Here is a 14,306-nt window from a genome sequence, read left to right as displayed (position 1 = left end):
AAAAAACTCCACGCCACTTGCGGGATGGAGTTTTTAGTCATTAGTCATTAGTACCAATGACCAATGACTAATGACGCTCATCGGCGGGGCGGCTATCCCTCTACAGACACCTGGGGATGGAGTTTCCCGCCGCTTTCAATAAAACATATTTAAATTTTGGAGATGTCTAAAGCATATTCACTTGGTAATAGACAAAACCCAATCGCCTAAAAGTTGGTTTACTCTATCGGGTACTTCATCATGGGGACAATGACCTGCTGTTAAGAAATGTTCTGTGAGTTCAGGATAATATTGACGAAATTTTTGGGAACGTTCTCTAGGATTCATCCAAGGGTCAGCTTCTCCCCACAACATCAACAAAGGACAAGTTAATTGCTTTAGTAGCACATCAACTTTTTCCCCTTGAGGAGTGCTAAAGACTGACACAAATACATCCAACGCACCAGCATCGTAAGCAGGGCGATAAATTTCTTCTATCAATTGGTCTGTAATCGCACTCTTATCAAGATAAACTTTTTCTAGAGTTTGGCGAATTATCCAACGTTGTCGCACGTATTGAAATAACAAAACCTGGGCTAAAGGTTGTTGAAGAATCCACTTAGTGCCGTCACCCAGAAGTTTCTGGAAAGTAGCGGGTTGTATGTCCGCTTCAATTTCTGATTGTAAAGCTTCAGGTTCTGATGTAGGCTGGCTGTCGCTAAAAGGTCCGGCACTATTGAGTAAAACTAAACCAGCTACACTGTCAGGACGTTGTGCTGCAACACACAAACTAGCATAGCCACCAAGGGAATTACCCGCCAATACTGCTTTTTGACCAATGACTTCACTGATAAAATCATGGAGTTGGTCACGCCACAAGTCGCCACTATACTGTAATTTCGGTTTTGCCGATCGCCCAAATCCCAAAAGGTCGATCGCAAATACTTCAAAATCTTGACACAATCCTGTGATATTCTTGCGCCAATGGTCTGTGGAAGCACCAAATCCATGTACCAAAAGCAAGGGCGGACGTTGCGATTGTTTTTCTCCCGCACGCACATAGTAAACGTTGTACCCTCGCCACTGCCAATATTTACCAGGAGTTGGGGCTGTAGTTGCCTGCATAATCAAAAGAAATGTTAAGTAGCTTTTAATAATTGTAGGCTAGTGGGGAGTGGGGAGTGGGGAGTGGGGAGTGGGGAGTGGGGAGTGGGGGAGATGAGGGAGATGAGGGGAATAACTCATGCCCAATAACAAATGACAAATAACAAATGACAAATGACTAAAGAAAGATTGATTACAGGCAAAACTAAACTGCTAGGGGTAATTGGACATCCGGTGGAACATTCACGATCGCCACTGATGCATAATGCCGCGATTGCACATTTAAAATTAGATTACGTTTATCTTCCCTTTCCTATCGAACCACAGAATCTAGAGATAGCGATCGCAGGTTTCGCCGCTATTGGTGTTGTCGGTTTTAATGTGACAATACCTTATAAACAAGCAATCATACCCCTACTCTCAGAAATTACACCCCTCGCTCAAGCTATAGGCGCAGTGAATACTGTTAGTCGCCAAAATAATAAATGGGTGGGGACAAACACAGATATAGAAGGATTTATCGCCCCTTTGCAAACAACCTATAAGCAGGATTGGAGTCAGAAAGTAGCGGTAATTTTGGGTAATGGTGGTGCGGCTAGAGCAGTTGTCGCAGGTTGTCATCAACTAGGTTTTGCCAAAATTTATGTGTTGGGGCGCAATGTGCAGAAATTACAAGCATTTTGCGATAGTTGGAGTAATTCACCTATAGAAGAGAATTTGCAAGTCGGTACATGGGATGAACTAGCAAAATTGATTCCTCAAGCAGATTTGCTAGTAAACACAACCCCTATCGGGATGTATCCCAAGGTTGATGAGTCGCCTTTGAGTGTAGAGGAAATAGCGAATTTACCAACGGGTGCGATCGCCTACGATTTAATATATATTCCTAAACCGACGCTATTTCTAGAGCAAGCAGAAAAACAAGGTGCAATTGCGATCGATGGATTAGAAATGCTAGTTCAACAAGGAGCAGCAGCCTTAAAAATCTGGTTGCAGCAGGAAACTATACCTGTAGAAGTGATGCGCCAAGCGTTGAGAGAGGATTTGGGTTTGGGTTGATAAAGAAATAATTTGATCGCCCTGCATCGCGGACAGAGTAAACTCAATGCGCGATCGCTGACGTTTACGACATTAATTCTTAATTCTTGACAACTAGGCGTTGATTGTGAGTGAGCATTCTTCATGCGGCACCAGTCTAAAAATGCTCAAATCTCACAACCTGCACTTTGGTGGGTGATCGTTGGAGGATGCGTAACGAATTGGGCAGAACGACAGATACTAGATTAGACTTACTAAAAGCCAACAAAAGCACTTTTAATGTAGACAATCTAATGAATAAAGATTTTTTGATTGAGCAGATAAGGAAGAGAGAAGTTTTTGAAAAAGCTTATGTATATGCCATATCGTACAGAATAACTCGTGATTCTTACTGTAACTTTATTGAGATAGATTACTATAGGCAAAATAAAGAGAAGTTGTTTAAAGAGATTGAATCATCTCTTGAAAATCCGAATTTATATGATGCAGAAACTGCATTCTCTTACTATCTGCCAAAATCAGATATGTTTTTCAGGAGAATGATATACACTCCATTTAAAGACTTAGTAATTAAATTTATTTTTGTATCTGTATTAGCTGAATTATTGGATTTTACGCTTGTTCAAAATTGCTTCTCATATCGTCTTGAGAGAAATAGTGAAAAAAAGAAAAAATCCAAGGGATATTTATATAGGTATTACTATGAAGGTTTTAAAGAATTTATAGCTTGGCAATTAGCACAAGTTGAGAACAGCAGTTGTATGCTTAAAACCGATATATCATCTTTTTATGATTCAATATCGCACGATTACTTGCTATTAGCGATTTCAAGACAAATTAATATAGGAAGAGATACACCTTTCATGATTCTTTTTGGTAAAACCTTGAAGTTCAAAATCTGCTACTACTCAATTGTAGACGAAAAATTAAGTGAAACACATAATAGTCAAGGTATACGTTTTTCTCTTTTCAAAGAATAGGATTATAACATCACTTTCTAGTCCTTTATACATCCCTACATTCGACCACTGAAGAGTATTTGGATCTTTATTAGAAAATGAATACTGCTTGAGATGAAACCGATTTATATGCAAAGAATCTGAAAGTATGGACTTAGCCAGTGGATACATATCAGTTAATATAACAATTTGGGTAGGAATAAGATTCTCTTTATCAACTAAATTTAGAATATCTTCTTCTAACATCCTAAGTATATTATTCGTTTGTTGGTATAGTCGTTCTATAACATTCCTTCCCTCAATAGACGAACTCTTTATTGGATGAGTACAGGATACAAATGGCTTCGCATACTTGAATATTTTGTCAGTATTTCGACAGTTCTTATCCAAAACATTTGGGATTACCTCAAGTGCAAACTTATTTGCATTCTTTGAAATATTTTGATTACTGTCTTGAAAAATGTAGAATATTCCATCATCTGGAATAAACTTGCTTAAGTCATTAATTTCCTGATGCTCAAAGTCTTGTCCTTCATCAACAATAATTGCTGTAAACTCAAATTTCACCTTATAATTTTTTGCCTTTACTTCTTCATAGCTATAAACTACGCAGTACCCTGATTGGATTTCATGTTGTAATGATGCTGCAAGATATAGTGAAAGATTATTAGATTTACAAATTACTAGTGTTCTTATCTTATGTTGACACAACCTTCTAGCTTTTTCTATTGCTAATTGAGTCTTCCCTGAACCAGCGCATCCTAGAATTATGCACTTATAATGATGATACAGGTAATCCAAAATATTGAATTGTTGCTCGGTTAATTGAAAAATCTCTTGTTGTATTTCACCAATATCATTGGCGATATATTTTTTAAACTTACTACTTGGAGATATGAGGTCAACAATTTTTTCTGTCCGATTATTTCCAAGTTTTGTAACTTTTCCCTTCCCGTAGTAACTGAAAACGGAAGAAACCCAGCTATTAACATTTTTTATTTGAGGACGTAAGAGTAATATTTCTTGTGGTGCTTCAGAAGGGAGTCCATTTATAACCTCATCGACATCAGGGAAAGCAACACATTGTCCAATACAAAAATCTTGCACTGAAAAATCGCTGTGTTTACTAAGAAAATCCCGAAATTTGTACCTAATCTGTCTAGCTTGGTCAAAGGGGGATATTTTCATCCTATTTTGGTTTTGATACCAAGCCTTATCAACAGAATCATATCTTATCTGTCCTCCTTTAGCTTCTACTATAAGTATTCCTTTATCAGGATGAATAATTATGAAGTCAGCTTCTCTATCTTGGATGACATATTTGATATGCTGCCACTGCCACCATGCTCCATGAAAAATAATATAATCATCGCTCAGGTCTTTTGCAAAAATTTCAAATAGCTTCTTTTCAGCATTGCTCTTTGTTGTTGACGATAACTTGTCAGGAATCATTCTTGCCATAATTATTAACTTCCAAGTTAGGATAATTAGGTACTTTGCAATATTACTCTGTACATTCTTATTTAGTCATTAATTGTGTTACATTACGACAACAATCTAATAAAATATTAATCAGGCTTTATCATGGTACTGCGATCGCAACAAAAATTAAGTAAAAATATAAAGCAGCGTGGCGTGGCAATGAACTGAGCGATCGTCGAACACAATCGGCAAAACTGGCATGACAAGAGTCTGTTTTGACCCATGTAGCGTCCTTACAGAACACATCATTGATGTCATTTATTTCGTCTATGTTTGCTAGACCAAAAATACTTTTATCATGGCTTGCATTATTACTCAGTTTTGCAAGTCTATTTCTTAGCTCTTGGATTATTCTTCCGGCTCCAAATATGTTTTTACTCACGTTAACAGTAGGAGCGCCAGAAATCAGTCCTTGGTTATTATTATTAAATTTTCTCTCTTTATTACTTTCTTTTTTCTACATTCGTCGCCGTCAACTACAACGCCTAGCTTGTATTTTCAGTTTAATCGGATTGCTAATTTGTGGATGGCTGCTAGTGAATATCCCACTAACTCAAATACAGATGGCTAAAGCGATGAAAGAAGGATTGCCAGCAAATTATCTAGAGCAAATTCCAGTCCAAGTAAGTGCTAAGATGCAAACCGATCCCTTTAACTTAGTTAATTTCTTTCGGGGTATTCCATTAGGTAAAACGCGTCATCAAAAAGATATTATCTTTGCTTCTCCTGCGGGAGTGCCTTTAAAAATGGAAGTTTACCAACCTTCAGAGGTAGGAAAATATCCAGCAGTGGTAGTAATTTATGGTGGTGCTTGGCAATATGGCAATCCTCATGCAAATGCCGAGTTTAATCAATATCTTGCTAATCATGGATATACAGTATTTGCGATCGACTATCGACACGCACCTAAATATCGGTTTCCATCTCAGTTAGATGACGTGCGTACAGCCCTAAATTTTATTCGCAAACATGCAGCAGAATATGAAGCCGATCCAGAACGTATGATACTTTTAGGACGTTCTGCGGGAGCGCATCTAGCAATGTTAGCGGCTTATCAACCGGATGCACCACCCATTCGGGCTGTGGTGAACTATTACGGGCCTGTTAACTTAACTGAAGGATACAAAACACCGCCAGTTCCCGATCCCATCAACACTCGCGCTGTTTTAAAAGCATTTATTGGTGGTTCTTTAGAAGAATTACCTAATCAGTATAAAATTGCTTCACCGATAAATTACCTGACGCATCCTTTACCACCAACTTTATTAATTTACGGCAGTCGTGACCATTTGGTAGAAGCGCGGTTTGGCAGAGAAATGTATGAACGTTTACATGACTCTGGTAATACTGCGGTTTTTCTAGAAATTCCTTGGGCAGAACACGCTTTTGATGCCGTTTTCAACGGTGTGAGCAATCAATTAGCGTTGTATCATACCGAGAGGTTTTTGGCTTGGGCGTTGTTCAAGGAATGATTTTATTAACATACACTTAAAGAAGAATTCAGGAGTCAGAATTAATGAGTGGCGGGTCTGAATTACCCACTCATTAAAGACCACTAAATCTCCGATTTAGTGGGGGACTTAAACCCGTTTATTCATCCGCTAGGCTCACAGAATTCAATTCTGAATTCTGGCGACTGACACCTGAATTCTGTTTGTTAAATTTCAAAACGTAGACAAAATTCCTCAATCGCTTTAACGGGTAAATAAAGCTTAAAGTAATGTTCTTTAAATTGTTGAAAACCGTACTTTTGGTAAAAGTTAACTGCTTTTTCATCTATAGCTTCTACAATTACTGCAACGGATGCAACTTGCTCTGTAGCTCTTAGGACACGCTTCAAAGCATCTATCAGAATTACTCCTCCTAAACCTTGACCTTGACGACTGCTATCAACAGCAAGACGACCAAGTAAAATAGCTGGCAGCAAAGGATACCGAGGTAAACCCTTGGTAAAGGTTTTGTCTAGATTAGTAATATCTACTGTATAAGTTGAAAGAGTGTAATAAGCAATAATATCCATGCTTGGAGAGTCAATCAAAACAAACACTGTAGCGACTTTTTTCTTCAGGTGTTGAGATGCAGATTTAACTATATAGGCGTCTAAACTATCATTTCCACAAGCAAAAATTGAGCGGTTATGCCTTTTACTATCTAGCAACTCAATCGTTAACACCATTTTTTGGGATTATTTGTTTGTAACGTAAAGCTGCTGCGATGAGAGAATCGGAAGGTTTCGGTAAGTTTTGCAGAGCTTCTACAAAAGCTTCAGCATCATCTAAACTGAGCTTGAGTGTTTGATGCTGCTGTATAACTTTGTAAGCTGCTTCCTGAACGCTGGCGATGACAAAATCCGTCAAGGTGACTCCCTGTAAATCCGCAGCTTTTTGCCATAGAGCTTTGATCTCAGGATTGACGCGTGCTTCTAATCTAGCTGTCTGTTGCAAGGTGTTATCACTCATAAAACACAAATATAAGTCTATATTTAAAGTCTATACGGCATTATGCCGTATCTGTTAAAATAATTCGTAATTCGTAATTCGTAATTCGTAATTAAGTTTTGTGACGAACGCGCTGCGTCTCTAAGAGTTGAGTGCTGTTGTGGGGACGGTTTCCGACTCGCATTACTTCGGGGGATTTCAATTAGGCGTTTAATTGGTGCTGCCTGTCAAGAGGGGGGAATTAAACAAAACACATACTTTGTTAAAAATATTTCAATATCTACTTTTGAGGCCAACGCCAGTTATAGCGATTCCATTCGTAGATTCCTTGAATTTCATACTCAGCGCCGTTGAAGAAACGGACGACGCAATTAGTAGAGGAATCATCGCTGTTGCTAATTTCCTCGATCTGAATCACCATACAGGGAAACCATTCGCGCTTACAAGGCCCATCCTCTTGCACCCATTCCCATAGTGCATTGGAAGCTTCAATGCGATCGCCTACTCTCAGCTTTAGTGCATCCTCAAAATAAGAATACTTATCAAAATGACATGACTCAACACGATTGAGCCACTGTAAACCATACCGTTTGCGAATAAATTGTACCGTTCCAGAGTCGTTTTCCAGCAACCAGTCGTTGAGTAGTTGCACTTTCCAAGTGCGGTTGCGTTGTTCTTCATCCTTAACAAATTGTAAAAATGCTTCTAACTCCTCTGCGGTAAGTTCGTCTAAGGGATTAGCAATATTTGACATCCCAGAGGTAGAATTTCCCTGAATTTGCTCTATAACTTGCAGTAATATCTGTTTCTGCGTGTCAGTGAGAGGACAGCTTGCGGCATCACAATCATTAAAGGCTGCAAACATAGCTGTTTCAATCTCATCTGGAGTCATAAGTTAATCGCAATTGAGGTTTATTTCCCTAATTATTACAAATGTTAAATTAAAGTCTCCAATCCCCCTGTAGCTAAATATGAACATAATTAAACATAAGATGCTTAATATTCAGGGAAGTTAGGAGTCAGGAGAAAAACTTTATTCTGTCTGTTGTCTCCCAATACGGTTCGGATAAGACTTGATCCCCCCAACCCCCCTTCAAAAGGGGGGCTAAAAATGGCTCTATTTCCCCCTTTTTAAGGGGGACTAAGGGGGATCTTGAAGGACTGTGCAGCTTAACCGAACCGTATTGTCTGAAAGCGGCTTTGATTGGGAGTTCCCGCAGTCTGATTACCCGCGATATGCCCCCGCCGGCGCTGGTGGTTGAAGTCGTTAGTCCTGGAACTGAGAACCGCAGCCGCGATTACCGTTACAAACGCACGGAATACGCAGCTAGAGGCATTACCGAATACTGGATTGTTGATCCGCAGTTAAAACAAATCACCGTTTGCAAGTGGGTGGAGGGACAGTATGAGGATACGGTGTTGCAGGGTACGGCGACCATTGCATCAGACGTAGTACCCGATTTGGAATTGATGGTGGAGCAGGTATTTGCAGTTGCGAATCAATGAGAAAATTAAAGAATAGTGAGTAGGGGTATGCTGTAAGCTGAGATTGTAAGTGAAATAATTATTAAATTAAGTCACGGGGTATTTTATGCGGTTGCGCTCACTCACGGTCGTTTTTATTTCTTGTCTGATCGCCTTTCTATCGTGGGCGATCGCTCCCCCAGCTGTAGCCCTGACACAGATTAAACTATTTGATGTTTCTTATAAAGATTGTCCACCAGAACTAGCACAAGGGGCTGTTATCAGTAGTGGTAGCGCAGCTGCCAATTGTTTTATTGTCATTGGCAAAGCCGAAAATGGCACTTACAAAACAGTCTACGACGCAGATATTTTTGGACGCATCTATGATGCCAACAATGACTCGGTGATGCAAAACCGCACTCGCTTAGGTTCTATTGCTGAGGTACCACCAGGCATTAGCGATTTTGAATTGAGAATTTCTGTACCTGCGAATCAGCCGTTACCTTTGAAGCTAAAGCAATTTAAAGCAGCCGGATTTAGCGGTCAAGTCCGGCGTTAAATAATTCGTAATTCGTAATAGAGCCTCCGGCACGCACTCGCGTTCGTAATTCGTGATTAAGTAATGCTGTGGGGATTTAGAACAAGACTTACATACTTGCTGCCTGTCAAGAGGAGGGAATTAAACCCCTAAACTTTGTTAACTCACATCTTGCACCTAGCCCCAGCGATTAGAAATCGCGGCTATATAAACGAAGTCCACCTCCGTGGACTAAGAGGAAATCAAAGGTTTTTAACCCAGGTCGGTGGGTAAAGCCTCGTGTAGCCGCGACTTCCAGTCGCCTGGTGCAAGATATAAGTTAATAGATAGTTTAAAAAGTCTGGACTAATTAGCCCAGACTTAAAATTCTTTACTTGAAGTGGAGGAAAATGCAAGTTCTGTGTTACTAAACGGCTTGCAGACCACCACCTACTACTTGAAGCAGTATAATAGCTAACATGGGCGAAAAATCCATACCGCCTAATGGGGGAATGATTGAGCGGAACAGATTCAGATAAGGGTCGGTTATCTGGCTCAAAGCGGCAAATGGTTGGTTGTACCAGTTGATATTGGGGAACCAGGTCAATAAAACCCGAATAATTAGCAAAACAGTATAAATCTGGATGAAAGTAGCCAGAGTGGTAATCAGAAGGTACATAGATTTATTGGTTTCTTACTTAAGGGTCAAACGCGGTCTTATCTTTTAATTTTAATTTAGTCCATGTCATCGTGTCTGCGGATTCCACATTTATCACACTTGACACTTTCACCACGCCTGAACAAATCTCAGGAGTCTTTAGTGAGGGATCGCTCATGGGTTGTTTCGGGTGAACCGCCATTGACATTTCCCAGTTGGTTCCGCACTTCATCAATTGTGGTATTTAGCTGGGCAATTTTATCTTCTAGCGATCGCCTAGCCGTTTCTATACCATTACTCTGACTTTCTGAGGCTTTCATCTGACGTCGCTTTGCTGCTATTTTCTTAGCTTCGGCTTGGCTGTCTGTCAGTTCTGTCTCCTCCTCTGCTAGCAATTCTGGCTCGCGTCGAGAAGCAATTAGTGCCCCGATAACACCGCCAAATACGCCACCAACAAACGCCCCGGCTAAAAAACCACTACCAAAACCATCTCGCTGACTCATATCTTTACTGCCTTCAACAAACCTTGCAACTTTTACAGTAGTTATGCCATTTTCCTGCCCTAGCTGCATACTAACTTAAGTCCCAAAGATGCGATCGCCTGCATCTCCCAATCCCGGTACAATATACCCCTTGTTGTCCAATTTTTCGTCAATAGTTGCCGTGTAAATTATTAAACCTGGATAAGCTGCACTCAGTTTTTGCAAAGCTGGTGGAGCCGCCACTACACAAACAATCCGCATCAGGGCTGGATCAGCACCCCGTTGTGTCAATTCTGCCATTGCCGCCATGATCGACCCTCCTGTTGCCAACATTGGATCGGTAATTAACACTCGTGTTTGGGGGTGAAATTTTTCTGGTAACTTGTTCAGATAACAATGAGGTTGCAGTGTCTCTTCGTCTCGTGCCAAGCCCAGATGATAAATCGATGCTAAAGGTAATAAAGTCTGCGCTCCCTCAAGTAATCCTAGTCCAGCCCGCAGAATCGGTACTACTGCTATAGGCACCTGCGGATCAATCACTGTTGCTGGAGAGATATCCAAAGGACTCTGCACCGATATTTCTTGGGTCGGCAACCAGTCTCGCACAGCTTCATAAGTCAGCCATCTTCCCAACTCAGTCATCGCACTACGAAATAATACTGAAGGTGTGCCTGCATCACGAGCAACTGCCAGCCAGTGTTTGATCAGAGGATGGGGTGGAACATAAACGCGCAATTGTAGCGTCATAGCCAGAAATAGGAGCCTTTTTATTGTATGAGAACTGAAACACCATAATACTCTTTCCTGCATCCGGCTGACCGAATTTTAGATTTTAAATTTTGGATTTTGGATAATGGAATTGAAGATTCAAAATCCGTCTTGGAAAGTTTGCTCAAACTCCTCCACCCCCGCACGCAACTTTTGTCTCCGACACGCTATTTGCATTCGCAAAATCCAAAATTGTTTGACAGCTAAAATTAACGTGAGTTCGATAGATTTGGTCTGACCTGCTGTTAGAAGCTATATTTTGGTGCAACTTTGAGCTTCGGGCAATTTCTGATAAAACAGATGTTGATCTGAATCTGCTGGGGCAAAATAGAAAACATGACGATTGAATCCAATTCTTCAAATCTACCAACCCCAGAACCAGTTCCCCAAAACGATTCGCAACCGGATGACTTTGACGGTAGTGCAACTGAGAAGAACCTAAGCTCAGAAGTACTAGCGACACAACAAGCATTAGCTGCGATCGCATCTTTACAATCTCCCCAACATACAACTGCTCTAAAACTTGCCCGTTCTGACTTCAAGCAACCCACTAGCAACCAATTCACCGTTAAGCCGAGGGCATTGCTGATCATTCTCCTGGCGATCGCGATCACCTTCATTGGAGTTATCCTGAATAACTGGATCATCGGCATTATCGGAACGCTGATGACTTTGCTGTTATCCCTAGCGATATTATTGCCTTGGTTGCTAGAAGTTTTAAACGAGTGGTTTTCACCCCAAGAACGCACGCTGTTTGTAGCCTTTTTGGGACTAATAGTAGCGATCATTGGCTTGATCAGATTCACCGGTGTAGGCGATCGCTTGCTACTTTGGGGACACCAAATTAACTGGGAAATTGCTGGAACCCTTGCAGAATGGTTTGGCGCTTTGGGGCAAATTTTCATCGCGGTCATCGCCGTTTACGTCGCATGGCGACAATATGTTATTTCCAAAGACTTGACAATTCAGCAAAACCTGCTAACAGTTCAGCAAAATATTATTACTCAGCAACAGACGATTGATTCCTATTTCCAAGGCGTTTCAGACTTAGTATTAGATGAAGAAGGACTATTAGAAGATTGGCCTCAAGAGAGAGCGATCGCTGAAGGACGCACGGCGGCAATTTTAAGTAGTGTTGATGGTAGTGGTAAAGCGAAAATTCTCCGCTTTCTCTCACGTTCCAAGTTGCTGTCACCCCTAAAACGCGATCAACGATTAGGTCGCCCCATTCTCGACGGAAGTGGCGGATATGCAGAAGACCGCCTGGAAGGTGTGCGTGTCATTGATTTAGGCGTAACGCTAGCCGCAGCAGACCTTTCTGGTACTGATTTGCGTTGGACTGACCTCAGCGAAGCTAATCTTGTCCGCGCTAATCTGGCCAGTTGTGATTTAGTAAAAGCCAACCTGTACCGCACAATTTTATACAATGCTAATCTCAGTGGTGCTGACATGAATGGAGTTCGCCTATTTTACGGTGTAGTAGACAAAGCATCACCCCGCAGTCGCACTGAACGCCCAGATTATGAAACCGGCGAACACACTGGCGCTGTAGTGGAAAATGCCGATTTTACAAATGTGCAACGGATGTCTGAGTCTACACGTTGCTACTGTTGCACTTGGGGTGGCGAAAAAACCAGAGGTACTATTCCTGGTGGTTGTGAAGGTATTCCTAATAAGTTGGGAAGATAATTAGACCAATATTGGGCATCAATCAAAAATAAGAACCCCACTCCTAAGAGGTTGCTTGAAAAGTGTTTCGCTATGACTTTAGGCACTTTTAGATCCCCCCTAACCCCCCTTAAAAAAGGGGGGAACCGGAATCAAAGTCCCCCAATTGATCGGGGGATTTAGGGGGATCTAATACTTTTGCTACCAACAAGAGGACTTTTCAAACATCCTCTAACTTTAGCGACCTGCAACAAATATCTGTTCTGCGGTCAAATTCAGGTCTGGAAATGTTTGGGATATGAGGCGTTCTGTTCCCCTAAACTGCTGTCCTTCATAAGTTCCATCGACTAACTGATAAATAGTGATTACAGGTTCTTTGGATGAGCCGATGTAGCGTTTGCCTCCCAGCCCTAGATAATCTGCGATCCAATACTCCCCAATGCCTAATGTTTCGTAGTCTTCCACTTTTCGGGCATAGTCATTTTGCCAATTGCTACTGACAACCTCGACTACCAATTTAACAGATTTGCCTAGTGTAATAACTGGCTCAGTTCTCCATAATGGCTCATTCGCCAAAGCTGTCTGATCAAGAATCACAACATCAGGTCTAAAGGCTGAATTTTGACCTAATGGTTTAATCAGGCATTTCATCGGAATAAACCAAGGCAAGTTGAGCAGATCAATTGCTACATTGAGCTTACGATTAATTAACCCAGTTACCTGTTCATGAAGTCCAGTGGGTTCCAAATCGATTAGTTCTCCATCGATTAACTCGTAGCGTAGATCATCCAGATAGCCAGCAACGAATGCCTCAGAGCTAAGAGTACCTGTATTAATAGTGGCTGATACCATAGAAATTTGTCCTTCCAGGTTCAGAACTGCTCTTAATTATTCTAACTACTTATATCTTGCACCAGGCGACTATAAGTCGCAGCTACACGAGACTTTACCCACACTTCGACCCTTCGACAAAGCTCAGGGCAACGCAAGCTCAGTGACCGCCTCCCTGGGTTAAAAACCTTTGATTTTCTCTTAGTCCACGGAGGTGGACTTCGTTTGTATAGCCGCGATTTCTAATCGCCAGGAATAGGTGCAAGATGTGAGACTACCTTTAATCAAGCAAAAGTTAATTGACTAATATGCTTCAAAATCTGGAGTACATTATATAACTCATTGCCACGGTTACGGACATCAAAAATATCTGAAGTGGCATAGCGAGGAGGATGACCTTTGAGCAGTTTAATGAACATAAAACTGCCACCAGAAGTAATCATCCCAAATACTACATCTTGTGACTGGGGAGCAGCCAGCATATATGCCAGAATTTGGTCAAGTCCTGCTTCTACCGAATAAGCAACCTGTTTAGACTCAATAACTGTTACCCAGAATTTTTGATTGAGAAGTAAGAAGTCAATTCGTCCTTTGATGATAGTTTGATTGTCTTGTGTTTCAATCTCGATAGATTTCTCTAATTTGAGGTGAAAAGGAGGTAAATAAAACTTGCCAATGAATAGTAGTGGCGATAAAACAATCGTGTTGACTGTATTTTCTAATAAAGGCGGATAGTTTCGTAAATTTATGTAACCTGCCTTTATTTGATCCAATAGCTGCTTTTCTAAACTTGTCAGTTCTGGTAGGTCATCTTGCCACTCTCGAAAGAATTCTTCCGAATCAACTAACTCTAATCCATAGAGCAATATTAGTTGCTCTAGTGTGACGTTTTCCGCAGCAAGAGTTTGAACCATTATG

At 41.0% G+C, this 14,306-nt stretch carries 17 protein-coding genes; 6 read left to right on the top strand and 11 right to left on the bottom strand.

The annotated features are described in order from the left end of the window. Window positions 1-177: 177 nt before the first annotated feature. Window positions 178-1,104 (bottom strand): alpha/beta fold hydrolase, encoded by a 927-nt coding sequence (locus V7K27_RS30455; protein WP_334952262.1) that lies wholly within the window; start codon window positions 1,102-1,104, stop codon window positions 178-180. A 153-nt stretch (window positions 1,105-1,257) separates the two neighbouring features. Between V7K27_RS30455 and V7K27_RS30450 the strand changes: the two genes are divergently transcribed. Beyond that, window positions 1,258-2,142, top strand: coding sequence for a shikimate dehydrogenase (locus tag V7K27_RS30450; protein ID WP_334952261.1), 885 nt, complete (start codon window positions 1,258-1,260; stop codon window positions 2,140-2,142). A 170-nt stretch (window positions 2,143-2,312) separates the two neighbouring features. Beyond that, window positions 2,313-3,101: a hypothetical protein gene (locus V7K27_RS30445; RefSeq protein WP_334952260.1), complete on the top strand. Its 789-nt coding sequence runs from the start codon at window positions 2,313-2,315 to the stop codon at window positions 3,099-3,101. On the opposite strand, the gene V7K27_RS30440 is transcribed toward V7K27_RS30445, so the two are convergent. Beyond that, window positions 3,048-4,541, bottom strand: a complete 1,494-nt coding sequence (locus V7K27_RS30440; RefSeq protein ID WP_334952259.1) for a nuclease-related domain-containing DEAD/DEAH box helicase — start codon at window positions 4,539-4,541, stop codon at window positions 3,048-3,050. The genes V7K27_RS30445 and V7K27_RS30440 overlap by 54 nt on opposite strands. A gap of 121 nt (window positions 4,542-4,662) precedes the next feature. After that, the gene (locus V7K27_RS30435) at window positions 4,663-4,806 is read right to left on the bottom strand and encodes a hypothetical protein (RefSeq protein ID WP_334952258.1); all 144 of its coding nucleotides are present in this window, start codon (window positions 4,804-4,806) and stop codon (window positions 4,663-4,665) included. Between the two features lie 25 nt (window positions 4,807-4,831). Here V7K27_RS30435 and V7K27_RS30430 point away from each other — a divergent pair, with 25 nt between their 5' ends. Further along, window positions 4,832-6,034, top strand: coding sequence for an alpha/beta hydrolase (locus tag V7K27_RS30430; protein WP_334952307.1), 1,203 nt, complete (start codon window positions 4,832-4,834; stop codon window positions 6,032-6,034). A 185-nt stretch (window positions 6,035-6,219) separates the two neighbouring features. Here V7K27_RS30430 and V7K27_RS30425 read toward each other — a convergent pair whose 3' ends face one another. The 3 genes from V7K27_RS30425 to V7K27_RS30415 form a co-directional block, all read right to left on the bottom strand. Beyond that, a complete protein-coding gene (locus tag V7K27_RS30425) occupies window positions 6,220-6,738 on the bottom strand; it encodes a GNAT family N-acetyltransferase (RefSeq protein ID WP_334952256.1) in 519 nt (172 codons plus the stop codon). After that, window positions 6,722-7,021: a type II toxin-antitoxin system TacA family antitoxin gene (locus tag V7K27_RS30420; protein ID WP_334952255.1), complete on the bottom strand. Its 300-nt coding sequence runs from the start codon at window positions 7,019-7,021 to the stop codon at window positions 6,722-6,724. The genes V7K27_RS30425 and V7K27_RS30420 overlap by 17 nt, the downstream gene beginning before the upstream one ends. Before the next feature lie 259 nt (window positions 7,022-7,280). Next, window positions 7,281-7,892 (bottom strand): hypothetical protein, encoded by a 612-nt coding sequence (locus V7K27_RS30415; protein WP_334952254.1) that lies wholly within the window; start codon window positions 7,890-7,892, stop codon window positions 7,281-7,283. A gap of 308 nt (window positions 7,893-8,200) precedes the next feature. Between V7K27_RS30415 and V7K27_RS30410 the strand changes: the two genes are divergently transcribed. Both V7K27_RS30410 and V7K27_RS30405 read left to right on the top strand, forming a co-directional pair. Next, window positions 8,201-8,506 (top strand): Uma2 family endonuclease, encoded by a 306-nt coding sequence (locus V7K27_RS30410; protein ID WP_334952253.1) that lies wholly within the window; start codon window positions 8,201-8,203, stop codon window positions 8,504-8,506. A gap of 85 nt (window positions 8,507-8,591) precedes the next feature. After that, window positions 8,592-9,023 carry a biotin carboxylase gene (locus V7K27_RS30405; RefSeq protein WP_334952252.1) on the top strand — a complete coding sequence of 144 codons (432 nt, stop codon included), beginning with the start codon at window positions 8,592-8,594 and terminating at the stop codon, window positions 9,021-9,023. Window positions 9,024-9,408: 385 nt separating this feature from the next. Here V7K27_RS30405 and V7K27_RS30400 read toward each other — a convergent pair whose 3' ends face one another. From V7K27_RS30400 to upp, 3 genes are all read right to left on the bottom strand, one after another. Continuing rightward, window positions 9,409-9,660, bottom strand: a complete 252-nt coding sequence (locus tag V7K27_RS30400; protein ID WP_334952251.1) for a YggT family protein — start codon at window positions 9,658-9,660, stop codon at window positions 9,409-9,411. A 128-nt stretch (window positions 9,661-9,788) separates the two neighbouring features. After that, window positions 9,789-10,142, bottom strand: coding sequence for a hypothetical protein (locus V7K27_RS30395; protein WP_334952306.1), 354 nt, complete (start codon window positions 10,140-10,142; stop codon window positions 9,789-9,791). Between the two features lie 75 nt (window positions 10,143-10,217). Beyond that, entirely contained in the window at window positions 10,218-10,868 is a 651-nt protein-coding gene (gene upp / locus V7K27_RS30390; protein ID WP_334952250.1) for a uracil phosphoribosyltransferase, read from the bottom strand. Window positions 10,869-11,225: 357 nt separating this feature from the next. On the opposite strand from upp, the gene V7K27_RS30385 reads away from it, so the two are divergent. Next, complete coding sequence (locus V7K27_RS30385; protein WP_334952249.1) at window positions 11,226-12,578, top strand: pentapeptide repeat-containing protein; 1,353 nt, start codon at window positions 11,226-11,228, stop codon at window positions 12,576-12,578. Between the two features lie 216 nt (window positions 12,579-12,794). Here the strand turns inward: V7K27_RS30385 and V7K27_RS30380 are convergent, their stop codons facing one another. Further along, on the bottom strand, window positions 12,795-13,409 hold the full coding sequence (locus tag V7K27_RS30380) for a Uma2 family endonuclease (protein WP_334952248.1): 615 nt from the start codon (window positions 13,407-13,409) through the stop codon (window positions 12,795-12,797). A gap of 263 nt (window positions 13,410-13,672) precedes the next feature. Then, the gene (locus tag V7K27_RS30375) at window positions 13,673-14,302 is read right to left on the bottom strand and encodes a restriction endonuclease subunit R (protein ID WP_334952247.1); all 630 of its coding nucleotides are present in this window, start codon (window positions 14,300-14,302) and stop codon (window positions 13,673-13,675) included. Between the last annotated feature and the right edge of the window lie 4 nt (window positions 14,303-14,306).

The sequence above is a fragment of the Nostoc sp. genome (assembly GCF_036919575.1).
Classification (GTDB): domain Bacteria; phylum Cyanobacteriota; class Cyanobacteriia; order Cyanobacteriales; family Nostocaceae; genus Nostoc.
Note: the sequence above shows the minus strand (reverse complement) of the source record. Positions and strands in the feature narration are given on the sequence as shown.